Raw genomic sequence first — 23,744 nt, 5'->3', positions numbered from 1 at the left:
AAGTATGTGTGGATTAGTAGGCTTTTTAACACCAGGAAAATGGCGAGCAGATGGCGCTGCACTTCGCATATTGGAACATATGTCTAACGCTATTATGCATCGAGGACCTGATGCAGACGGTTATTGGAAAGATGAGAATAGTGGCATAGCGCTTGGGCATAGACGATTATCTATTCTGGAGCTATCTGCTGCAGGCGCACAACCGATGCAATCTGTCTGTGGTCGATATGTAATTGCATTTAATGGGGAAATTTACAATCATTTAGATTTGCGTCAAGAGATGACTTCTCATCTATGGCGTGGGCATTCTGATACTGAAACCTTACTTGCTGGTTTTAGTTCTTGGGGTATAGCGAAAACAATTGAACGCTGTATTGGCATGTTTGCCTTTGCTGTATGGGATAAAAAAGAACACGAATTGACGTTAGCGCGAGACCGAATGGGTGAAAAACCTTTATATTATGGATGGCAAGGGCAAGGAAATGATATAGTTTTTTTATTTGGGTCAGATCTTGCATCATTAAAAAAACATCCTGCTTTCAAAGCAGAAATTAATAGAAATGCTTTGTCTCTTTATATGCGCCACAATTGTATTCCTGCACCCTACTCAATATATGAAAAAGTTTTTAAACTTCCTCCCGCCTGTTTACTTACGGTCTCATTAAAACAACGTGAACCTGAGATTAAGAAATATTGGTCTTTACCTAATGTGGCAGAACGAGGTGTAAATAATCCTTTTTTAGGTACAGATAATGAAGCGGTAGATCAGCTTGAAATTCTATTAAAAAATTCTGTACGTCAGGAGATGATATCAGATGTTCCTTTAGGGGCATTTTTGTCTGGAGGAATTGATTCATCAACAATAGTAGCTTTAATGCAAGCACAGAGTAGTCGACCAATTAAGACATTTACAATAGGGTTTGATAATGAAGGCTATAATGAAGCTAAACATGCAATGGCGGTTGCAGAGTATCTAGGTACGGACCATACTGAATTATATGTTACACCAAAGCAAGCACTGGACGTAATTCCAAAATTACCTGCACTCTATAGTGAGCCTTTTGCTGACTCATCACAAATTCCTACTTTTTTAGTTAGTCAATTGGCTCGTCAACAAGTTACAGTATCTTTATCTGGTGATGCTGGAGATGAACTTTTTGCTGGTTATAATCGTTATATTCAGGTACATAACCAATGGAGTTCTTTATCACGTATACCAATAGCCCTACGTAAAATAATAGCAGCTGGTTTATATGGTTTGTCCCCCAATAGTTGGAATATTTTATTAAAGCCTTTAGAACCTACATTACCACCCTCGTTGCGCTTGGCAAATATTGGAGAAAAATTACATAAGGCAGCGAGTGTCCTAACTTCTCATAATGTCGATGAGTTGTATTTAGGATTGGTTAGCCATTGGAAGCCTGAAAGTATTGTATTAGGCGCGCAAGAACCCTCAACATACTTACGTGGTAATTCCCCATATTTGGGGACATTAAACGCTGTGCAACGTATGATGCTTTTAGACGCAATGACTTATTTACCTGATGATATTCTGGTTAAGGTAGATCGAGCTGCAATGGGAGTATCCCTCGAAACAAGAACACCGTTTCTCGATCATCGAGTCGTAGAATTTGCTTGGCAACTTCCACAAAATTTGAAGTTGCGCGATGGGGTTGGAAAATGGGCTCTGCGACAGGTATTGTATCGACATGTTCCTAAAGAGTTGATAGAACGTCCTAAGATGGGATTTGGTGTACCTATAGATAATTGGTTGAGGGGGCCATTGCGTGATTGGGCTGAAGAGTTGTTGAGTGAAACGAAATTGCGTCAACAAGGTTTTTTAAATCCGTTATCTATTCAGCAAAAATGGGCAGAGCACTTAAGTGGTAGACGGAACTGGCAACACCATCTTTGGGATGTATTGATGTTTCAAGCTTGGCTTGAGCACCAAGAAAAACTTAATTAAAAGTTGATTATAATGCTAAGTATTAGTGTTTAATATTATCTAAGTACTATATTCCGAGATTTTTGTAATGCTATCAAGCTCAGCTTTGCAGTTAATTAGTGCCTTTTTAGTATTTGTGGTAGGTTTATTTATTATTTCAGGAGTACGTAAGTACTTAGATTCAAATTTAAAAAGAGCTCTACTACTCTATATCTGGCATACTATGCTATGCATGGTGTACTTTTGGTTTATATTTTATAAAGGCGGTGATGCAGCTATGTATTTTAAAGAGGCATCATTATACGGGTTTGATAATGAGTTTAGTCTGGGTACAGCTGGTATTATCTATTTTACTAGTTTATTAGTTCAAGTATTGGGGCTTTCATTTTTAGGCTGCTTTCTAGTCTTTAATATATTTGGTTCTATAGGCTTAATTGCATTTGACTCTATACTGAAACATGCAACACAAAAAAGTTCACGTCACTTAAAGCTTTTAGCTACCATTATTGTATTTTTACCCTCTGTTAGCTTTTGGTCATCTGCAGTAGGTAAAGATAGTATTTCATTCATGTCCGCGTGTTTAGCATTATGGGCTGCATTAAATTTTAAAAAACGTATTATTCTGTTTATTGTTGCCGTCTTGGCTATGTTGTTGGTGCGTCCTCATATCGCTGCTGCTATGGTGGCAGCCTATGCCTTAGCATTTATTTTTGACCAACGAGTATCTATTATTCAAAGATTATTCATTGGTAGTATCGCAATCATATCTAGTGCTGTTGTGGTTCCATTGGCAATGCAATATGCAGGTTTGGGAGATGCTCAAAATGCTGCAGATATTGAAGCGTATATAGAACAAAGACAAGGTCATAACTTAGAGGGGGGGAGTAGTGTTGATATCAGCTCAATGAGTTTACCAATGCAACTTTTTACTTATTTATTTAGACCTTTACCGTTTGAAGCAAACAGTATTTTTGCTTTAGCAGCATCAGTAGATAATATAATTTTACTATTTTTATTCATATTAGGTGCAATTGCTATTTTTAAGAAAAGTAAACCGTTAGTGGAATCTAACCGTGCTTTTTTATGGATTTATACCATGATGGTTTTATTTATATTAGCAACAACTACAGCAAACTTAGGCATTGCAATGCGTCAAAAATGGATGTTTGCACCTATTTTAATATTCTTATTAATTAGTGTGATACGACCACGCAAAATAAGAGCAAAGGTTTAATTATGAAGTTTTTACTGATTTCTAGCTTTCTTCCTTCCGTACTTAATTTTCGTGGTAAGTTACTTGAAGCAATTAATCAACAAGGTTTAGAAATTCATATTATTGCGCCTAATTTAACATTATTTAAAACTGAACAGCAAAAGCTAGAGGCTCTAGGTTATTATGTGCACGAAGTACCTATACAGCGTACGGGTACAAACCCAGTTGCAGACTTAAAAACATTACGGGCAACGTATAATTTAATGAAAAAAATAAAACCAGACTATGTATTGTCTTATACCATTAAACCTGTGATTTATGGCACATTAGCCGCGTGGTTAGCCAAAGCACCACATCGTTTTGCACTGATTACAGGTTTAGGCTACGCCTTTCAAAATGTAGAATACGGCAGTAAGCGCAGTTTTTTCCAAAAAATCGTACATGGTTTATATCAGCAAGCCCTTTCGCATAGTCATAAAGTCTTTTTTCAAAATCCAGATGATTTAAAGCTTTTTCAAGATTTAAAACTTTTGCAACCTAATTTGCCTACAGTGGTGGTTAATGGCTCAGGGGTGAATGTTACGGACTTTAATGTATTGCCTTTTCCTGTTAATACACAAAATAAGTCTAAGCTTTCATTCTTACTTATTGCCCGGTTATTGGGTGACAAAGGCGTAAGGGAGTATGCAGAAGCAGCAAAACTAATTAAACAGCAGCATCCAGAAGTTGAATTTCATTTGGTCGGCTGGATTGATGAAAACCCTGCAGCAATCCAACAATCAGAGTTAGATACTTGGGTTGCTGATGCAAGACTGAAATATTGGGGTAAGCTTTCAGATGTCCGACCCGCTATTGCAGAAAGTTCTGTCTATGTTTTACCGTCTTATAGAGAGGGAACACCGCGTACAGTTTTGGAAGCTATGGCAATGGGAAGAGCAATTATTACCACAGATGCTCCTGGCTGTCGAGAAACTGTAATTCAGGGCGAAAATGGCTTTTTAGTTGAAGTAAAATCTGTGACGAGTCTAGTCGATGCGATGCAAGAGTTTATAAATAAGCCTGAATTAATTGAGCAAATGGGTCAGAGATCTAGAGAAATAGCTTTAAATAAATATGACGTACATCAAGTGAACCGACATATGATGCAAGAAATGGGTTTAATATAAATGCTAAAACGTTTCCTCGATATTATTATTGCTTCTATTGCTCTGATTTTACTGTCACCGTTGTATTTTTATGTGGCATATAAAGTGAAAAAAAATCTAGGTTCGCCTGTTTTATTTCGTCAGGTGCGCCCGGGTTTAAACGGCAAACCTTTTGAAATGATTAAATTTCGCAGCATGAAAGATGCAGTAGATGCACACGGCAACCCTTTACCAGACACTGAGCGATTAACTCCATTTGGCAAAATGCTGCGTTCTAGTAGTTTGGATGAAATGCCGGAGTTATGGAATGTGATTAAAGGTGATATGAGCATCGTCGGACCACGCCCATTACTCATGGAATATTTACCGCTATATAACCAAGAACAAGCCAAACGCCATTTAGTCCGCCCAGGTATGACAGGGCATGCACAGGTCAATGGACGTAATGCCATTAGTTGGGAAGAAAAATTTAAACTCGATACGTGGTATGTTGAAAATCAATCGGTTTGGTTAGATTTTAAAATTATGCTGAAAACGGTTAAAAAAGTACTCGCCAAAGATGATATTAACGAAGCAGGCGAAGCGACTATGACTAAATTTACAGGCACAAAATCGGATCAACAGCATGACTGAACTGTATGCAGTATATGGTGCTTCAGGCTGTGGACGTAGTTTGATGCCAGTGGCAAGAGCCCAATTAAAGCGTTTGGGAAATCCTGCTGAAATTGTATTTATAGATGATAGCTTAGTTACAGAAACCATAATCAATTCACATCGCGTCATGAATTATGCGGCATTTAAAGCACATCCTGCAACACAAAAACAGGTATTAATTGCGATTGCCAATAGCCAAGTGCGTGAAAAAATTGCGATAAAACTTGAACAAGATGCAATTGAACTCTGGAGTGTTCAGGCAGATAATGCAGTGCTGATGGATGAGGTTAAAATTGCTGCAGGTGCAGCACTTAGCCCTTTTGTGAGCATTACCTCAAATATAAAAATTGGTAAATGCTTTCATGCCAATTTGTATAGCTATGTAGAACATGATTGCGTGATTGGTGACTTTGTGACCTTTGCCCCAGGTGTTCAGTGTAATGGCAATATTCACATTCATGATCATGCCTATATTGGTGCAGGTGCGGTGATTAAACAAGGCACGCCAGACCAACCTTTAATTATTGGTCGCGGTGCGGTGGTGGGTATGGGTGCTGTGGTGACTAAAAGTGTACCTGCAGGCGTGACTGTAGTGGGTAACCCTGCAAGAGTACTGAAAAAGAACTAATTTTTTAAGATGAATACGATTAATATTCTAGGATAAAGCATGCTAAACACAGCATTTGAACCATGGCCAAGCTTTACAGAGCAAGAGGCAGATGCCGTATCTCAAGTTTTACTGTCTAACAAAGTCAACTACTGGACAGGGCAAGAATGCCGTGAATTTGAAAAAGAGTTTGCCCAATTTGCGCAAGCCAAATATGCCGTAGCACTTGCCAACGGTACTGTCGCTTTAGATGTTGCGCTCAAAGCCTTAAACATTGGCGCGGGTGATGACGTGATTGTCACTTCACGCACCTTTTTAGCTTCGGCAAGCTCCATTGTGACAGCAGGTGCAAACCCAATTTTTGCAGATGTAGAACTCGATTCACAAAACATTTCTGCCCGTACTATTGAAACAGTATTGACGCCAAATACCAAAGCCATTATTTGTGTACATTTGGCAGGCTGGATGTGTGATATGGATCCGATTATGCAACTGGCAAAAGAAAAGGGTCTGTATGTGATTGAAGACTGTGCCCAAGCGCATGGTGCGATGTACAAAGGCAAATCTGCAGGTTCGATTGGGCATATTGGTGCATGGTCGTTCTGTCAGGACAAAATTATGACTACAGGTGGCGAAGGCGGTATGGTCACCACCAATGATCAACAGCTATGGAAAAAAATGTGGTCTTACAAAGACCATGGTAAAAATTACGACAGCATTTATCACAAACAACATCCGCCAGGTTTCCGCTGGTTACATGACTCATTTGGCACCAACTGGCGCATGATGGAAATGCAAGCGGTGATTGGACGTATACAATTACAGCGCATGCCAGAATGGACACAAAAACGTACCGAGCATGCACAGCGCATTTTGGCAGCGTTTCAAGACAGTCCATATTTTACTGTGCATTATCCAGACAGCGACTATGTGCATGCTAACTACAAATGCTATGTGCAGGTCAATAGCGAACAGTTACCTGCAGATTGGTCACGTGATCGTATCATGCAGGAAATCAATGCGCTGAATGTACCTTGTTTTAGCGGTTCGTGTTCAGAAGTGTATTTGGAACACGCCTTTGATGGCACAGCATGGCGACCTGTACAGCGTTTGGTCAATGCACAGCAATTAGGCGAAACCAGTTTAATGTTCTTGGTTCATCCAAATTTAAGCAATGACAGCATAGAAAAAACCATTGCAGCCATTCAGCAGGTGATACAACAGATGGCAGGCTAAGCCATACTTGTGATGCAGCCCTCAAGTGGTGATCTTCATCTTGCGATAGGGCGCAAAGGGCTGCGTTAGGTTGGTTGTTGTAGCTTTACATCATTCGGCTTTTGCAGTGCGATAGAGTCATCTAATCTTTAAATCGAAAATAGAGTAAAATATGACAAAGTCATATATATTACTTTGATAAAAATAGTGTGAACTGAGGGTTGTTTTAAGATGTCTCATCCAATCTATCCTCAGTAAAAAATTGAGAAGCCTCATTCCGTGAAATCCATTATCGAACCTGCTGTAGAATCCCCCCGTTTAGTCAAACTTGCATTTTTAATGGTGTTGGACTTTTGTGTATTTCCTGTCTTGCTGTGGCTATGTTATGCCATCCGCCAGTTTGATTTAGGCGCAGAAGTGGTGCCCAACTTGGCTTTTGGTTCGGTATGGGCGAGTGTGATTGCCGTTGTGTCGCTGTTTATTTTTGGGGTGTATCGCTTTATTGTGCGCACCTACAGCGAACTGTTTATGGTCAAATTGGGGTTGGGTACTGCTTTGACTGTGGCAGGGTTGTATGCGTTGGCTTATTTTACCGATGCCTTTATTCCCACCTCTATTCCGCTCATGTTCGGCTTTCTCATGTTCGCTTGGGTCTGGTTTAGCCGTGGTTTTATTCGCTTTATCGTGCGTTCTTATTTACAAGCCGATGTACAAAAAAAACGTGTGGCGATTTATGGTGCAGGCAATGCAGGACAGCAAATTGCGGCAGCACTCTACAATTCCGATGAACACTTACCCGTATTATTTATAGATGACGATCCATCACTCAGTGGGCAGCAGTTAGGACGTTTAAAAGTCTATGACGCAGACAGCGCATTAAAATTGTTAGCTAAAAAAAATGTCGATGAAATTCTGATTGCGCTGCCTTCTGTAGGACGGATGCGTAAAAGCGAGATCGTCAAATTTTTAGAACCTGCACATATTAAAATTACCGAAATTCCGGGCCTGACCAAACTGGTCGATGGTGAAATTCACGTATCGGATATTCAGGAAGTCGATATTATTGACTTGCTCGGGCGTGACCCTGTGCCGCCAGTCCCTGAACTGTTGGCTAAAAATATTCAAGACAAAATGGTCTTGGTTACAGGCGCGGGTGGTTCCATTGGTTCTGAATTGTGTCGTCAAATTGTCAAAAACAAACCCAAAGCCTTGGTAATTTATGAACTGACCGAATTTGCGTTGTACAGCATTGACAAAGAATTACGCTTAAATAGCGATGTCACGATTATCCCGATTTTAGGTTCAGTGTTGGATCAGGCCAAACTAGAGCGAGTGATGGAACAGTACAGGGTTCAAACCGTGTACCATGCGGCTGCTTACAAACACGTGCCCTTGGTAGAATGTAACCCATTGGCAGGTTTGAAAAACAACGCCATTGGTACAGCATTTAGCTTAAATGCAGCGGTCAAAACAGGTGTAGAAACCTTTGTACTCATTTCTACCGATAAAGCCGTGCGTCCAACCAATGTTATGGGGGCGTCTAAACGTATGGCAGAATTGTATTGTCAGGCGATGGCAGAAGCGCAAGATCAGACTCAAATTAGCATTGTCCGTTTTGGGAATGTTTTGGGTTCATCGGGTTCGGTGGTGCCGTTGTTTAAACAGCAAATTGCCAAAGGTGGGCCTATTACCGTGACTCATCCTGAAGTCACCCGTTACTTTATGACCATTCCAGAAGCCTCGCAATTGGTGATTCAGGCGGGTGCTTTAGGTCAGGGGGGCGATGTATTCCTGCTGGATATGGGGGAACCTGTACGCATTCAGGACTTGGCTCGTCAAATGATTGCACTGAGTGGTTTAAAAGTACGAGAAACAGGCAGTCAGGAAGGTGATATTGAAATCCAATATTCAGGCTTACGTCCTGGCGAAAAACTCTACGAAGAATTGTTGATTGATGCCGATAATACCGAAGTGACCCAGCACAGTCGCATTTTGCGTTCTTATGAAAAAATGTATCCGTTGGATGAATTGCTGATGGTGTTTGAGCGTATGCATGACTTAACTGCAATTCAAAGTGATATCGACTGGGCTTTAGCACAGCTTGAACACTATGTGGATGGTTATGCCCGTGGGACAGAAATTAAGGTGAACTAAATTTCAAAAACTAAGTTGAAGTAAGTCAGTTCAACTTGTTGATGAGTAGAATTTAACTAAAAAATTTGTGTGAAATTAGGTATCTGAGATGATTAAAAAAGCCATTTTACCCGTTGCAGGTTTAGGCACCCGTTTTCTGCCAGCCAGTAAAGCCATTCCCAAAGAAATGGTGACCGTGGTCGATCGTCCTGCGATTGAATATGTAGTGCGGGAGGCAGTTGCAGCAGGGATTGAGCAAATTATTTTGGTGACCCATTGCTCTAAAGCCTCCATTGAAAACTACTTTGACCGTAACTTTGAGCTAGAAACCACTTTGGAACAAAAACAAAAACTGGATTTGCTCAAAGAAATTACCGAAATTTTACCTGCGCACGTGAGTGTGGTGAGTGTACGTCAGCCACAGCCTCTCGGTTTAGGCCATGCGGTGCTATGTGCCAAATCTGTAGTAGGCAATGATGCTTTTGCGGTACTGTTACCCGATGTATTGGTTAAAGATGATGCGGCACAAAATGACTTGGCGCGTATGATTCAGCGTTTTGAGCAATCTCAGGCTGCACAAATTATGGTTGAAGCTGTGCCAGATCATCTGGTCGATCAATACGGTATTGTCGATGTAGCCACAGCACCTGCTGAAGGTGAAAGTACCGTGATGCAGGGCATTGTCGAAAAACCCGCAGTAGGCACTGCACCTTCTAATTTATCGGTGGTGGGGCGTTACGTTTTGCCTGCAGAAATTATGACTTTGCTCGAAAACACCCCTAAAGGGGCGGGTAATGAAATTCAATTGACCGATGCCATTGCCATGTTGCAGCAAAATAGTGTGGTGGAAGCTTACCGTATGCAAGGTCAGACTTTTGACTGTGGCAGTAAGTTGGGTTACTTAAAGGCGGTGTTGCATTATGGGCTTGATCATCCAAAACTAGGTGATGATTTTAAAGCCTTGATTCAAGAATTAAAGATTGAATCTTAAGGATGGGTTGAGGGAGGAAAGATTAGAAAATCTCTCCTAGCCTCCCTTCTTACGCAAGAATTTAAAGCAGTGCTTAAATTCTTGCTCAGGGAGGAACATCCCATTACAAAGCCCTTGCTTGTGCGAACCTCCCCCTTTTCAAAGGGGGATTGAGGGGGATTAAAAAAAGGAGAGCCAAATATGGTGAAAACTTCCAATGTTGAAAATCTCTCCCAACCTCTCTTTAAAAAAGAGAGGGGTGCTCATTATAAAATTGATTTTATATGCGAAAATTTAAAGCAGTGCTTAAATTCTTGCTCATGGTGGAACATCCATTATAAAGCCTTTGCTAGTGTGAACTTCCCCATTTTCAAAGGGGGATTGAGGGGGATTAAAAGACCTGAAAAGTTAATTTATATATGATGTAGGAAAGGATGAAATGTAAAAATCTTTCCTAATCTCTCTTGAATCAAGAGAGTAACCCCATGAAATAAACAGCATCAACCAATACATAGGAACACATTTTGAAAGTCGCAGTCTTTGGTAAAACCCTCTATGCAGGCGTGATGTCTGCACTTTTGGCAGAATGTGGGCATCAAGTCTATTGGTGCGATATCTTTCAAGACGCAGCCCATCCACTCGAACAGCAACATCTCAGCTTTCAAGACCAAGCCTTGAGTCTGTTATTACAACAACAATGCAGCAAAGGCTTTTTACATTATTGTGATTTTGCTGCATTGCCTTTAGATGTGGATGTGTATCTACTCAGTTTGAACCCAACTGAAGAAGCCCACGCCGTAACCGTTTTGGGGCAGTTACAACAACGTCCGATCATTCACCCTAAATTGATGATCAATGCCTCGACTTTGGGCTTAAATGGCACACAGCGTCTGCAAAAAATCTTGCCACAAGATGACTGGATGTATTTACCCGACATGATTCAAGAGGGCAATGCCATTCAAAGTATGACCCGCGCACAGCAACTCACGGTGGGTTGTGAAAATGAACGTGCAAAAGTCAAACTCAAAGAATTACTCCGCCCTTTATTTCCACGTGCACAGCAATACCTGTTTATGCCCGTGTTGGATGCAGAATTTACCAAACTGAGTATTTCAGGCATGTTGGCAACCCGTATCAGTTATATCAATGACTTGGCGGTGGTGGCAGAAAAACTGGGGATTGATATTGAGCATGTGCGGCAGGGTATGGCGGCAGATAGCCGTATTGGTGCATCGTATATGTATCCTGGTGCGGGGTTTGGTGGTGAAAACTTTAGCCATGATATTCAGACTCTGGCCAGTACCGTATCCACTACAGGGGTAAAAAGTCAGCTGTTGGCGCAAGTTTGGGATATTAACGAACAACAAAAAGAACTCTTGTTTAGAAAGCTTTGGAATTATTATCAGGGCGATTTAAACGGCAAAACTGTGGCCATTTGGGGCGCAGCCTTTAAAGAAAATACCGCACGGGTGCAACATTCTCCCATTCATGTGATGTTGCCTGCTTTGTGGGCGCAGGGTGTGACGGTCAAATTGCATGACCCACAAGCCTTGCCTGAAATTGTGGCACAGTATGGTCAGCGCGATGATCTAATTTTATGTACAGACCAATATCAAGCCGTCGAAGGTGCATCGGCATTATGTGTGCTGACCGCGTGGAAACAATATTGGAGTTTGGATTATCCAACTTTGTTGCAGCAGATGCAGCATCCGCTGATTTTGGATGGTCGCAATATTTATGATCCTGAATTTGTAAAGGCACAAGGTTTTGCTTATATGGGAGTCGGTCGCTAATGATTCGCAGCACAATGCCACAGACGCAAAGTTCGATCTCCCCAAATGACAATGCTTTGCCGCAGTTACAACAATTGCAGCAACAGTTTCAGCATCTGCATTTAAATCAGCTCTTTGCTCAAGATCCGCAGCGTTTTCAGCGTTTCTCGGTGGCTTTGGACAGTGTGCTGTTTGACTATAGCAAGCATCGGATTGATGCCAAGGTGTTGCAGACTCTGGTTCAGTTTGCACAGCAGAGTCAGCTTGCTGAGTGGATTGGACGTTTATTTTCAACGGCAACGGGCTCAGAGAAAATTAACTATACCGAACAGCGCGATGCGATGCATTGGGCCTTGCGTTTGCCTGCGACCAGTACAGCAGCATGCGCTTCCGAACAGACCGATGCCTACGCTGCATTGACTGAGCAAGTGCATACCCAGCTTGAGCGTATGTATGCCTTGGTGGAAAAAATCCATGCAGGCCAATACCGTGGTGCCACGGGTGAAGTGATTCAGGATGTGGTCAATATTGGTGTGGGTGGCTCAGATTTAGGCCCGTTGATGGTGACCCAAGCCTTATCTGATTTTAAAGTGGCGACTGAAAAACCACTGAATGTACATTTTGTGTCCACCATGGATGGCAGCCAGTTATCTGAATTGCTGCATCGTCTGCGTCCTGAAACTACTTTATTTATTATTTCGTCCAAGTCTTTTGGCACCATTGATACCTTATCCAATGCGCAAACGGTGAAACAATGGCTGGAAAAGGCTTTGGGTACACATGCGCAAATTCTGAAACATCACTTTATTGGGGTATCCACCAAAGCAGATAAAATGACCGCTTGGGGCATTTGTCCTGAAAATCAGCTCTTGCTTTGGGATTGGGTGGGTGGTCGCTATTCGCTATGGTCGTGTATTGGCTTACCGATTGCCCTGACCATTGGCGTTGCGGGTTTTCAACAGTTTTTAGCAGGTGCACATGCGGTTGATCAGCATTTTCAAACGGCTGCATTTGATCAGAACATCCCAGTGCTGATGGGCTTGCTGGGGGTGTGGAATAATAATTTCCTGAATATTCAGACTCATGCGGTGTTGCCTTATGATGGACGTTTAAAATACTTCGCTTCGTATTTACAGCAATTAGAAATGGAATCTAATGGCAAGTCGATTCAGCGTAATGGCGAGGCGGTGAGCGTCGATACTTGCCCGATTGTTTGGGGTGAGGTTGGGCCGAATGCACAGCATGCGTTCTATCAATTGTTGCACCAAGGGACACATGCGGTCAGCTGTGATTTTATTGCCCCTGTGCAGCGTTATAATGCCAATCAATTTACCTATGCGGAAAATGCTGAGGCTTTGGTAGAGCAGCATCATTTGGCCTTGTCCAACTGCTTGGCGCAGTCGCGGCTTTTGGCCTTTGGTAATCAAGCATTAGATCAGCAGGAATTAGATGGCTTAGCTGCGTATAAGCAGTACAGTGGTAATCAGCCAAGTAGCAGTATTTTATTGCAAGAACTCAATCCGTATAGCTTAGGCATGTTGATTGCTTTGTATGAACACAAAGTCTTTGTACAATCGGTGCTGTGGAATATCAATCCCTTTGACCAATGGGGTGTAGAAAAAGGCAAGGAAATTGCCAATCAGCTCTTGCCTATTTTAAATGGGCAGCAACAGGATTTATCGGCACTCGATGCATCGACCCAAGGTTTATTAAAAATTTTATTAGGAAAAATAGATGGCTAATATTTTAGTCACAGGCGGTGCGGGCTATATCGGTTCACATACCTGTGTTGAGTTGCTGAATGCAGGGCACAGCGTGGTGGTGCTAGATAATTTATCTAATAGCTCGGCAGAGTCATTGGCGCGGGTGCAACAATTGACAGCTAAACCCTTGCATTTTATTCAGGGCGATATCCGTGATGCTGCTGCTTTGGATGCCCTGTTTGCTGCACATCAAATTGATGCGGTGATTCATTTTGCAGGACTCAAAGCAGTGGGAGAAAGCCAACAAATTCCACTGAGCTATTTTGATAACAATATTGCGGGTTCAATTAGCTTGATGCAGGCGATGCAGCGCGCGCATGTGTTTAAATTGGTGTTTAGTTCATCGGCTACAGTATATGATGAAGCCAATATTTCGCCGTTGAATGAAGAGATGCCAACGGGCATGCCAAGCAATAACTATGGCTATACCAAACTGATTGTGGAACAGCTTTTACAAAAAGCAGCCCTTGCCGATGCACGTTGGTCGATTGCGCTATTGCGTTATTTTAACCCTGTGGGGGCACATAAAAGTGGTTGCATCGGCGAAGACCCACAAGGTATTCCAAATAATTTAATGCCTTATGTCACCCAAGTGGCGGTGGGACGTCGTGAAAAACTGTCAATTTTTGGGCAGGATTATCCCACGCCAGATGGTACTGGTGTGCGCGATTATATTCATGTGGTCGATTTGGCCAACGCGCATTTATGTGCCTTGAATAACCGTTTGACTGCCCAGGGTTGCCGTGCTTGGAATATTGGTACGGGTAATGGAATTTCGGTGCTGCAAGTGAAGAATACTTTTGAACAGGTCAATGGTGTGCAGATTCCATTTGAGTTTGCACCACGTCGTGAAGGCGATGTGGCGATATCTTTTGCAGATAATAGCCGCGCCGTGCAAGAACTCGGCTGGACACCTCAATATGCTTTAGAGGATATGTTGGCAGATAGTTGGAATTGGCAGAAGCAGAATCCTCATGGATATGGATCAAAAATGAATTTTATTTATGGGATCATTTGTCACCAACTTACGCATTCACTGGTTTTTCTCGTGAATGAGCTTGTGAAGAGTCCCCATAGTATTATTCTCATTCATGTCGATCAGAAAACAGATATTGTCCCGTTTCATACTCAATTTGGACAGCATGATCGGGTATATTTTTTAGCAGACCGGACAGATGTACGATGGGGCAGTTATAGTCAAATTGAGGTCATGTTAAAGCTCCTGCAGGAAGCGCAAAAATATGATTACGGCTATTTTTTCTTCCTGTCTGGAGATGACATTCCTTTATGTTCAAATTCAGTAAGAGAATTATTTCTAGAAAAAGAATATCAAAACCAGACAGAGTTTGTGGGCCATGATGATTTAGCAGATGATGTGGAACAACGGGTTAATGTCCTTTATTTACCGATTATGTATCAGAAAGTTAAATCACCGTTATTTCGGTTCCTGAACAGAGGGGCATCATGGTATTGCCAGCACTTTCGTAAACAGGATATTTCTCATTTACCTAAACTATATAAAGGTTCAAACTGGATCACCCTCACCGATCAGGCTGTAACATTTATTCTGGATTATCTGGAAGCAAATCCGGATTATGCAAAAACCTTTAAATCTTCACTGTGTGCAGATGAAATCTTTTTCCATACCATTATTTATAATTCCCATTTTCAGCAACGCATCTATCATGCCCAGCATAGGATAAAGGATTGTGAAAGAGGGCTAAGATATATTGACTGGGCTTCCGGGCCAGATTATCCAAGGACTTTAGATGTTTCTGATTTTGATAGAATGAAGCAGTCAGGCATGCTGTTTGCACGGAAAATGAATACCAACATCACAGTCGATATACTTGAAAAATACTTTCCATAAAAGATTCATATAGTAAAAGTACCCTGAAAACTGGAGTTTTTCTCTAGTTTAAAGGGCACTGTTTTTAGGTTTTTTTTGAGGAATTAAGCTTCGCCTTGGATCAATTGCGTCAACTCATCCACATAGTCCTGCATTGGGCGTGGATTGTGGTCACGACGGCTTTCAATATTTAAGCGCAATAATGGCTCAGTATTTGACGCACGGACATTAAAACGCCATGTACCGAAATCCAGACTCACACCATCGGTTTGGTCAATTGCTGGGTTTTGGCTAGCATAATGCTCAAAGATTTTTTGGATGGTGGCTTGAGTGTTAGCCACTTTAAAGTTAATTTCCCCCGAACATGGGAATTTGGCAATCATTTCTTCGACTAGATTTGATAGCGATTGTCCTGTTTCAGACAATACCGAAACCGCCAATAGCCATGGAATCATGCCGCTGTCACAATAGGCGAAATCACGGAAATAGTGGTGTGCGCTCATTTCACCGCCGTAAACGGCATTGTGCTCACGCATCACATCTTTAATAAAGGCATGCCCAGATTTAGATTGAATCGCTTCACCCTGATATTGAGCGACCACATCAAAGGTATTCCAGACTAAACGTGGGTCATGCACGATTTTCTCGCCTGCTTGTTTGAGTAAAAATGCCTGTGCCAATAAGCCAACAATATAATAACCTTCAATGAATTGACCTTTTTCATCGAATAGGAAGCAGCGGTCAAAGTCACCATCCCATGCAATGCCCATGTCGGCTTGATGTTCTAATACGGCATTACGGGTACTGTCACGGTTTTCCACTAAAATTGGGTTTGGAATACCATTGGGGAAGGTGCCATCGGCATCATTATGAATTTTGACAAACTCAACAGGGATATTCAGGGCTTTAAATTTTTCTTCAATTGCATCGACCACATGTCCTGCAGCGCCATTGCCTGCATTCATGACCAGTTTCATTGGGCGAATTTTGCTAGGCTCGATATAAGTCATTAAATGGTCAATAAATTGAGGCAAAATATTGTAGCTTTGAGTGCTACCTTTGTGCTCAACTGGGGTAAATTCGCCCGATTCTGCCAAAGCCTGAATGTCTTTTAGACCAGTATCGGCACTAATCGGACGTGCATTTTCACGAACCAGTTTCATGCCGTTGTAGTCCATGGGGTTATGGCTAGCAGTCACTTCAATGCCACCTTGCACGTCTAAATGAAAGGCTGCGAAATAGACTTCTTCTGTGCCTGTCATGCCCAAATCTAGCACATTGACCCCTGCATCATTTAACCCACGAATGGTGGCTTGCTTTAAGCTTTCGCTGCTGAGACGGATATCGCAGCCAATTGCAACGGTTTTGGGTTGGTAAATTTGTCCGTAAGCACGACCAATTTTATAGGCAATCTCATCATTGAGTTCTGTGCCTAATTTTCCACGAATGTCATAGGCTTTAAAACACGTCAGTGCGCTCATGTACTGTCCTAAATAAGTGATAGCTGTCAATGCGCTCTATGATAATCGAACTATGAACAATTCGCTGTAGAGAATGGAATATCAATTGCTTGAAGATGTTTCAGGTCATTAACCGTGTGTGGGGCTGTTGCAAGATGGGGCAGGTCAAAGACTATGGGTTAGAAAAGATGTTGTGATGGCAAGGGTGTTTTTTATTGAGTGAAGTTAGTTAAAATACGGCTCAGACTTATGTGTTCGATATGATTGAAGATGGAATTACAGAAAAGTACTTTAGAGCCAGAGCAGAAACTTTCTGCGCCACAGAAAAAATTTCAGAAATTATGCCAAAAAATTGAGCAGGAACAGCTACGTTTGAATGAATGGCAGACCGCACAAGCCGATATTCAGGCACGTGCCAGCCGTGAAATTTTACCGACTTATGCGCAATTGCGTGAAGTTATATTTCAGCAAATTCAACAATTGCTTCAGCAAAAACAACAAAAAGTGACGGCAGCCCAGCAAACTAAGCTGGATCAAAAAATTGAGCAACTCAGTTTACAACTTTTGGATTCGCAGCAGATGTCTACCGAACAAGTTCAGTTTTTAACAGAATTGCTGAACAGTTATGGGCATCATATTGAATTGCTAGACACAGATGATGTGGATTTAAGATCTGAAGCTAAAACAGCAACAGAGTCAGAAGACGAAAATGTTGAACAATGTGAACAAAATAGTTTTGAACATGATGAGTCTGAACAAGAGCGCTTGGCACAGCTCAAGCTAGAAAGTTTGAAGCATTTTCTTTGTGAAGAATATGACCTAGATTTAGATTTTTTTGATTTTCAGCATGATCCATTAGATTTAGATGACTTTATAAAAAAATTTGAACAAAAAATGCAAGAACAAGAGGAGCTGGATTTTTTAAGTCAGTTGAGTAGTGCGCAAAAAGCTTTTGCCGAACAGCAAATTGCCCGTGAAAAAGCCAAAGCAGCAAAAAAACAGCAACAGCGTGAAGAAGCCAAGAAACTAGCAAATCAGTCCATTAAAGCGATTTACTTAAAAATTACAGCGTGGATTCACCCAGATCGTGAGCAAGATGAGCAGAAAAAACAAGAAAAAACCGTATTGATGCAGCAAGCCAATCAGGCTTATGAAGCCAATGATTTATTGACATTGTTAAATTTGCAAATTCAGTTGGGTCAGCAGCATAATTTGTCTTTCGCCAATCAACAATTAAAAGCGTATAACCTGCTTTTAGAAGAACAGTTAGAAACTTTGCAAATGCAAGTAGATGACATTATTTACTCTTTTAATTGGAGTCAGTTTTTATATTCTAACCGTAAAATTAAAGTGCAGGATTTGTATCGAAAATATGAGCAAGACTATCGACATGTTCAACAAAAATTAGCTCGAGCGCAAGAGATACTGGAAAAATATCAAGACCTTAAACAATTAAAGCAATTGATGCGCAGTCAATATGTGTGGGAAATGCATGCTGTGATGATGTAGACATATTGAGGTTTGGGTCTGGAATAAGGTGAAGCTTGGGCTTGCAATAGCGATATTAGCAGTGATGACAAAGATTCATTGATTAGCAAGTCTTTGTAATATATTTTGACGTGTAGCAGTGCTGAATAGATTGACAGAATTAGGTAAACTAAATTCCTAAGTTTTCACTTAAATTTGAATGGCTTAGAGAGGTTTGGCTTTGAATGTTTATGCAAAAAGTAGTCTTTATTTACAATATTCCTTTTGAGTGAATCCAAGTTATGCTCAGGTTGGGCCGTTCGGCTACTATTCTGAATTGACACCTTTGTCCGTTATAATTGTATAAACATTTTTAGTGTCTGGTAATTATGTCCTCATTGATCAATTTTCTATCTCGCTTTAGTACAGCAACTCTTCAGCGTAGTCTTAGCTATGCTAAGCGCATTGATAGGGAAACGATTGAGTTCTTTGAGGAAAAAGACGGGGTTACGATGTATGCCCAAATTGAAGGGACAGATTATTACGATACTGCAATTACCTATAATCCCCAAAAAGACCGTTTAATCGATGACGACTGCACTTGTCCGGTTGGATATAACTGTAAACATGCTGCTGCTTTAGCGCGGTTATTCTTTCAGGAATATCGCCAGGAATTTCAGCAGCGTTATGCTGACTCTCAATCCCCGCAGGGAATCGCAAAACGCCTACGGGGGGATGATCAGGCACAGCGCTGGTTGAATGATTTTAAACGGTATTTACAACAGACTGAACCAGAGCAATCTGTCAAAACAAACAATTATTTAATTTACCTGTTAGATCAGTCTGTCAGCTTAAAGAAATTGACAGTTGATGTTCAGAAGGCCAGACGCAATAAAAACGGCTCAATTGCGGGGGAAAGTTATTATACCCAATATGAAAATATCACCAGAAAGCATCTGACTTTACCTGAACAAAAACGACAATTATTTAACCAGATTTATTATTATGCCAAAATAAACAGTGACGAACGTTTTTATCAAAGCAATCTTGATATCTCCGGAATTTTATTGGAGCATTTCAAATCTTTTATTCAAAGTGGCGATGTGTACTGGCAAAAAAAGAGCCATACTGCACTTCAATGGTCAGAACAAGACTATCACATCGAACTGATCTGGCAACAAGGTGTAAACAAACAGACAGAGCATTTAAATATTGAATTGGTCAATGGTGATATTCGACTCGATTTAAAATCAAATCCACATATCCAAATTCTCGCTAGCCAGCCACCGTGTTATGTGGATATTCAACAGAACACGGTGGGCCAGTTATATGGTGAATATACGGCAAATCTTCTGTACCATTTTTTACAGATGCCTGATCTTCCATCTATGCTCTTGCCAGAGTTTGAGAAACTGACTCATCAATATTCAGACGTGAAAAATCTGCCTCAGCCCGAGTCTATTCAGCATATTGATGTCCTTGAGGGTAGTCCCCAGCCAATTTTACGCTTCGGTGTTTTAGATAAATTTGATTGGAAATGGGAAGAATCTGTTTGTGCTGAAATTGAATTCTCCTATGCAGGCGGGCGAATTAAAGCAGGTACATCAGGTGACAGTTTCATTGGTGAGCAGCATGACAAAATGGTGCGACAGCTTCGGGACTTAGTTCAGGAACAACAGTCAATCCAGCGTTTACAGCTATTGGTCGAATCACTGAAGTGGGTGAAAGATCTTAGTTATGACCAGCAATTAAAACTGGATAAACAACGTCTCGATTCTATGGTTTTTGCTTTCTATGGAGACTGGATCAAACAGCTGATGCCCATCAATCAAATTGAGTTGATGGGCTGGCAGATAGAGCATCTGGAAAACAGCCCCTTTAACCTGCAATATGTTGAAAATTTAAATATTTCTATCACTGAATCTGAAGGCCAGCAGGACTGGTTCAATATCGGGGCGACGGTTCAAGACAGTGCAGGCAATTCTTATAATTTACTTGATGCGCTCGTAGCTTTGGTGCGAGTAAATCCTGATTTACTTGATCCGCGGACGTTTATTCATCTGCATGACAGTCAAATTTTCACCGTGAAAACTGCAGTTGATCAACCTGATTTGGCTCTATCCGCTAGGGATATTAAGCCGGTATTGTTACATCTGCAGAGCATTTTACAGCAAGAAGAGCGCAGTATTGATCGCTATGATGCGAGTCAATTATTAGAATTGCAGCATAATCTTGGGATGACATGGCAGGTCAGTGATCGCCTGCAGCAATTTGTACAGAAATTCAAACAAGGCTATCAGCAACAACTGCCGACACCACAAGGTTTTCAGGGGGAGTTGCGTCCATACCAGCAGCAGGGCTTAGGCTGGTTACAGTTTTTAAGGGAAACCCAGCATGGCGGGATTCTGGCAGATGATATGGGCTTGGGGAAAACAGCACAAACTTTAGCCCATTTACTCATGGAAAAGCAGGCTGGATATTTGCAGGACAGTCCCGCCTTAATTGTTGCACCCACATCGCTGATGCATAACTGGTTCAAAGAAGCGGAGAAATTTACCCCTGAGCTCAAGGTATTGCTGCTACAGGGGCCCGACCGCCATCAGAATTTTGAGCAGATTCCGCACTATGATATTGTGTTAACCACCTATCCGCTTCTAGCGAGAGATGAAGAACAACTAAAGCAATATGAATATCATCAACTCATTTTGGATGAGGCGCAGAATATCAAAAATCCACGTGCCAAAGCTGCACAGGTAGTACGCCAATTAAAAGCACGACATCGTTTGTGTCTAACCGGTACACCTATGGAAAATCATTTGGGTGAGCTGTGGGCACTATTTTATTTCCTGATGCCAGGATTTTTATATTCACAAGAAATTTTTAATAAAAAGTACCGTCATCCGATTGAAAAGCGCGGTGATGAGCAGTTAAGACAAAAGTTGGTCAACCGGATTAAGCCCTTCATTTTACGTCGCTTGAAAACTGACGTAGCCAAAGAGTTGCCAGAAAAAACCACGATTGAAGTCAATATTGATATGAATGACCAGCAATCCAAGTTATATGAGGCTGTTCGTGCCACGATGCAGGCAAGCATTCAGAAAATTGTGGCAGAAAAAGGCTTTAAACGTAGTCAAATTCAAATTTTAGATGCCTTACTGAAGCTACGTCAGGTGTGCTGCCATCCTAGCTTACTAAAGCTGGATTCAGTGAAAATTGGGCAGGCGCATTCTGCCAAACTTGAACAGTTGATGGATATGGTCGTTCCAATGGTGGAAGAGGGGCGAAAAATTCTTATCTTCTCTCAGTTTACCTCAATGTTGGAACTGATTGAACAACAGTTCCATCACGCAGAAATTGGCTATGTGAAGCTGACTGGAAAGACCAAAAAGCGAGATGAAGTCATTACAGCGTTTCAGTCTGGACAAGTGCCGGTATTTTTAATCAGTCTGAAAGCAGGAGGGGTCGGTTTGAATCTAACTGCCGCAGATACGGTCATTCACTATGATCCATGGTGGAACCCTGCTGCTGAAGATCAAGCTTCAGATCGTGCATGGCGGATTGGACAGGACAAGCCGGTATTTGTCTATAAGCTGATTACTAATAAAAGCATAGAAGAAAAAATTCTTGCCTTACAGCAAAATAAAGCAGAACTGGCACACTCTATTCTAAGTACAGATCATGAAGGCGAAGCGAAACTGACGGAAAATGACGTGATGAACTTGTTTGAGAAATTTTAGTTTGGTTTCAGATTACCCTAATCATCTGTAAGTATCTGAAAGTCCGGATGCAATTTTTTCCAATGTTCTCTTAATTTTTCTTTATGAACAGAAATCATAGGTAAGTCTAGTAATAGCACTGGCCATACCGACCGTGCTTTGTCCATGATCGCGTGAAGTTGTTTTTCAATAACACGCCATGGAACACCGACTTTTTCAGCCCATTGTTCAAAGTGTTTCATCTCAGCTAAATACCAATCTTTATTTTTGGCAAGATTTAAGGCGAAATGACGCTCATTTTCAATATATACACTTGTCATCAATATATCGTATGCAGGGGATAATCTTGGCGTTGTTTTATCGTGATAAATCATACTCCAGTTCTTTAAGTGTGCATCTCCATTGGCGAGTAAAATATTGACGAGTAAACGGCTGGCAAATTGCTGAATATCAAAAATTTTGTTATCTGAATAGTGATAAATGATCTTACCGATCTGCTCATAATTTGTGGTGCTGTATTTCTGGTGTGGATATGAACCAAAGATCTGAGCAAAATCTTCAATATGAATAAGCTCTGTAGTATTAGCAGTACTCTGCCTATCTAATCTCTTAATTGCAAAAGCATATTGCTCTTGGGGTAGATTTAATGGTGGAAGGTCTTGTAAGAGTGCCATATCTACCAAACGAATCTCTGGGATATCTATTCCGACCATTTTGGCAAGGATCATCATAGAGTATTCATTCAGCGGAACAAAAGCATGTCTGGTAGAAGGAGTTTTGACAATCCAATCACCGAGTAGGCTGGATTCCGTTGCCTGTGCTAATGTAAAACGCCCATCTTTGGCTTTCATGGAAAACTTCATTTGGACGCCAGCCAAGGAAAACTTATTATTTGTCTGAATCTCTTGTTTTAATATCTGATCTGGATTCGAGATCTGAAGCTTAAATTTTATTCCATCTGGGATTTCTTCTGGATCTACTGGGGTTGCAATCAGTGCCCCAGGTAAGTCATGACCTAAAGCTGCCAATAACTGAAATTCATTGTCTATATGTATTTTGAGGCTTTGTGCTATGAGTTCGCGTAATGCACCTTCTGGTAGCAGATTTGATAGCAAGGGGTGTAAGCGCTGATGTGTAACATAGGTCTTTTCTAAAATCTTATCCGCTTGAGGATATAAAGGGGAAGTAAGCAAGCTCAAGGTCGGACGTTGCTGATCCAAGTGAAAAGAATCTGTGAAAACCAGAATATTTTTTCCGCTCTGAAATCCTGCCAAGTATCCAACGACAACGTGATGTAATGTTAATTTCAGGACTGCAACAGTATTCATGGTTCCTCTCCTCCGAGAAGACCTTTCCATGGGTTAGACATTAAGTCATCTTGATCTTCAATAGTGACTTTAATTTCATCATTCAATAATTGTCTAATCAAATGAACCTTATCATCTGGGATGAGCATCAGTTGAGCATTTAGTCCTGCCGCAATAATTTCTAAGGTATCTAATCGAGGATTGCCTTGACTTTCCAGTTTTTGGTACTGCTGTCTTGAAATGCCTGTACGTGATTGCATATCAACTTGCTTTAAACCCAATAGGGTTCGTCTTTTTTTGACTTGCTGTAGTAAAGACTTATTTGGTGTAGACATATTTATTGCTTTTTGGTGGTGTAAGAAGCATATTAGTTGCTTTTTTATTAAGAAGCAATGACAGAAATTATTAACAGGCTCCGCGGCATCAATATTTAGGATCTAGGCAAGCTGATCTTGTTTAACATAAGCCACTTAGTAGTAGCTAATACTATCTTTTGTTTTGGAGTTTTTTTTATCTTGTATGATTGAT

Annotated in this window: 16 protein-coding genes and 1 pseudogene; 14 read left to right on the top strand and 3 right to left on the bottom strand. The window is 41.2% G+C overall.

The features are described from left to right. The first annotated feature begins 4 nt into the window (after positions 1-4). From asnB to FTU98_RS08510, 12 genes and pseudogenes are all read left to right on the top strand, one after another. Complete coding sequence (asnB, locus tag FTU98_RS08565) at positions 5-1,966, top strand: asparagine synthase (glutamine-hydrolyzing) (RefSeq protein WP_180051041.1); 1,962 nt, start codon at positions 5-7, stop codon at positions 1,964-1,966. Between the two features lie 67 nt (positions 1,967-2,033). Next, the gene (locus FTU98_RS08560) at positions 2,034-3,179 is read left to right on the top strand and encodes a hypothetical protein (protein WP_180051038.1); all 1,146 of its coding nucleotides are present in this window, start codon (positions 2,034-2,036) and stop codon (positions 3,177-3,179) included. 2 nt (positions 3,180-3,181) lie between these two features. Beyond that, positions 3,182-4,324, top strand: coding sequence for a glycosyltransferase family 4 protein (locus FTU98_RS08555; protein ID WP_180051035.1), 1,143 nt, complete (start codon positions 3,182-3,184; stop codon positions 4,322-4,324). Next, the gene (locus tag FTU98_RS08550; RefSeq protein WP_180051032.1) at positions 4,325-4,936 is read left to right on the top strand and encodes a sugar transferase; all 612 of its coding nucleotides are present in this window, start codon (positions 4,325-4,327) and stop codon (positions 4,934-4,936) included. It abuts the gene before it with no gap. Then, entirely contained in the window at positions 4,929-5,585 is a 657-nt protein-coding gene (locus FTU98_RS08545) for a NeuD/PglB/VioB family sugar acetyltransferase (protein WP_167845662.1), read from the top strand. Before FTU98_RS08550 ends, FTU98_RS08545 begins: the two co-directional genes overlap by 8 nt. A 39-nt stretch (positions 5,586-5,624) precedes the next feature. Continuing rightward, entirely contained in the window at positions 5,625-6,800 is a 1,176-nt protein-coding gene (locus tag FTU98_RS08540) for a DegT/DnrJ/EryC1/StrS aminotransferase family protein (RefSeq protein WP_180051029.1), read from the top strand. Between the two features lie 258 nt (positions 6,801-7,058). After that, the gene (locus FTU98_RS08535) at positions 7,059-8,933 is read left to right on the top strand and encodes a nucleoside-diphosphate sugar epimerase/dehydratase (RefSeq protein ID WP_180051027.1); all 1,875 of its coding nucleotides are present in this window, start codon (positions 7,059-7,061) and stop codon (positions 8,931-8,933) included. A gap of 88 nt (positions 8,934-9,021) precedes the next feature. Further along, positions 9,022-9,903 carry a UTP--glucose-1-phosphate uridylyltransferase GalU gene (gene galU / locus FTU98_RS08530; RefSeq protein ID WP_167845665.1) on the top strand — a complete coding sequence of 294 codons (882 nt, stop codon included), beginning with the start codon at positions 9,022-9,024 and terminating at the stop codon, positions 9,901-9,903. A 503-nt stretch (positions 9,904-10,406) separates the two neighbouring features. Further along, complete coding sequence (locus FTU98_RS08525) at positions 10,407-11,675, top strand: nucleotide sugar dehydrogenase (RefSeq protein ID WP_167845666.1); 1,269 nt, start codon at positions 10,407-10,409, stop codon at positions 11,673-11,675. Between the two features lie 14 nt (positions 11,676-11,689). After that, positions 11,690-13,396, top strand: coding sequence for a glucose-6-phosphate isomerase (gene pgi, locus FTU98_RS08520; RefSeq protein ID WP_180051094.1), 1,707 nt, complete (start codon positions 11,690-11,692; stop codon positions 13,394-13,396). After that, a pseudogene (gene galE, locus FTU98_RS08515) lies at positions 13,389-14,399 on the top strand (UDP-glucose 4-epimerase GalE); the annotation flags it as partial. The gene pgi and the pseudogene galE, both read left to right, overlap by 8 nt. A 9-nt stretch (positions 14,400-14,408) precedes the next feature. Then, a complete protein-coding gene (locus tag FTU98_RS08510) occupies positions 14,409-15,287 on the top strand; it encodes a beta-1,6-N-acetylglucosaminyltransferase (RefSeq protein WP_180051092.1) in 879 nt (292 codons plus the stop codon). An 83-nt stretch (positions 15,288-15,370) separates the two neighbouring features. Here FTU98_RS08510 and FTU98_RS08505 read toward each other — a convergent pair whose 3' ends face one another. After that, the gene (locus tag FTU98_RS08505) at positions 15,371-16,747 is read right to left on the bottom strand and encodes a phosphomannomutase CpsG (RefSeq protein WP_180051024.1); all 1,377 of its coding nucleotides are present in this window, start codon (positions 16,745-16,747) and stop codon (positions 15,371-15,373) included. Between the two features lie 249 nt (positions 16,748-16,996). Between FTU98_RS08505 and FTU98_RS08500 the strand changes: the two genes are divergently transcribed. Then, positions 16,997-18,235: a hypothetical protein gene (locus FTU98_RS08500; RefSeq protein WP_131261285.1), complete on the top strand. Its 1,239-nt coding sequence runs from the start codon at positions 16,997-16,999 to the stop codon at positions 18,233-18,235. A 347-nt stretch (positions 18,236-18,582) separates the two neighbouring features. Continuing rightward, the gene (locus FTU98_RS08495) at positions 18,583-21,930 is read left to right on the top strand and encodes a DEAD/DEAH box helicase (protein ID WP_180051021.1); all 3,348 of its coding nucleotides are present in this window, start codon (positions 18,583-18,585) and stop codon (positions 21,928-21,930) included. Between the two features lie 17 nt (positions 21,931-21,947). Here FTU98_RS08495 and FTU98_RS08490 read toward each other — a convergent pair whose 3' ends face one another. Together FTU98_RS08490 and FTU98_RS08485 are read right to left on the bottom strand one after the other, a co-directional pair. Then, on the bottom strand, positions 21,948-23,237 hold the full coding sequence (locus FTU98_RS08490; RefSeq protein ID WP_180051018.1) for a type II toxin-antitoxin system HipA family toxin: 1,290 nt from the start codon (positions 23,235-23,237) through the stop codon (positions 21,948-21,950). After that, a complete protein-coding gene (locus FTU98_RS08485; protein ID WP_004970272.1) occupies positions 23,234-23,551 on the bottom strand; it encodes a helix-turn-helix domain-containing protein in 318 nt (105 codons plus the stop codon). Before FTU98_RS08485 ends, FTU98_RS08490 begins: the two co-directional genes overlap by 4 nt. Positions 23,552-23,744 lie beyond the last annotated feature (193 nt).

This window comes from Acinetobacter sp. YH12211, from assembly GCF_013418015.1.
Taxonomy (GTDB): domain Bacteria; phylum Pseudomonadota; class Gammaproteobacteria; order Pseudomonadales; family Moraxellaceae; genus Acinetobacter; species Acinetobacter towneri.
This window is presented reverse-complemented; position numbering and strand designations above follow the sequence as displayed.

Coding starts and splice junctions, on each gene's coding strand:
- FTU98_RS08545 (WP_167845662.1), top strand. CDS start 4,929: ATGACTGAACTGTATGCAGTATATGGTGCTTCAGGCTGTGGACGTAGT.
- galU (WP_167845665.1), top strand. CDS start 9,022: ATGATTAAAAAAGCCATTTTACCCGTTGCAGGTTTAGGCACCCGTTTT.
- FTU98_RS08505 (WP_180051024.1), bottom strand. CDS start 16,747: ATGAGCGCACTGACGTGTTTTAAAGCCTATGACATTCGTGGAAAATTA.
- FTU98_RS08500 (WP_131261285.1), top strand. CDS start 16,997: ATGGAATTACAGAAAAGTACTTTAGAGCCAGAGCAGAAACTTTCTGCG.
- FTU98_RS08555 (WP_180051035.1), top strand. CDS start 3,182: ATGAAGTTTTTACTGATTTCTAGCTTTCTTCCTTCCGTACTTAATTTT.
- FTU98_RS08485 (WP_004970272.1), bottom strand. CDS start 23,551: ATGTCTACACCAAATAAGTCTTTACTACAGCAAGTCAAAAAAAGACGA.
- FTU98_RS08495 (WP_180051021.1), top strand. CDS start 18,583: ATGTCCTCATTGATCAATTTTCTATCTCGCTTTAGTACAGCAACTCTT.
- FTU98_RS08490 (WP_180051018.1), bottom strand. CDS start 23,237: ATGAATACTGTTGCAGTCCTGAAATTAACATTACATCACGTTGTCGTT.
- asnB (WP_180051041.1), top strand. CDS start 5: ATGTGTGGATTAGTAGGCTTTTTAACACCAGGAAAATGGCGAGCAGAT.
- FTU98_RS08540 (WP_180051029.1), top strand. CDS start 5,625: ATGCTAAACACAGCATTTGAACCATGGCCAAGCTTTACAGAGCAAGAG.
- FTU98_RS08550 (WP_180051032.1), top strand. CDS start 4,325: ATGCTAAAACGTTTCCTCGATATTATTATTGCTTCTATTGCTCTGATT.
- pgi (WP_180051094.1), top strand. CDS start 11,690: ATGCCACAGACGCAAAGTTCGATCTCCCCAAATGACAATGCTTTGCCG.
- FTU98_RS08560 (WP_180051038.1), top strand. CDS start 2,034: ATGCTATCAAGCTCAGCTTTGCAGTTAATTAGTGCCTTTTTAGTATTT.
- FTU98_RS08510 (WP_180051092.1), top strand. CDS start 14,409: ATGAATTTTATTTATGGGATCATTTGTCACCAACTTACGCATTCACTG.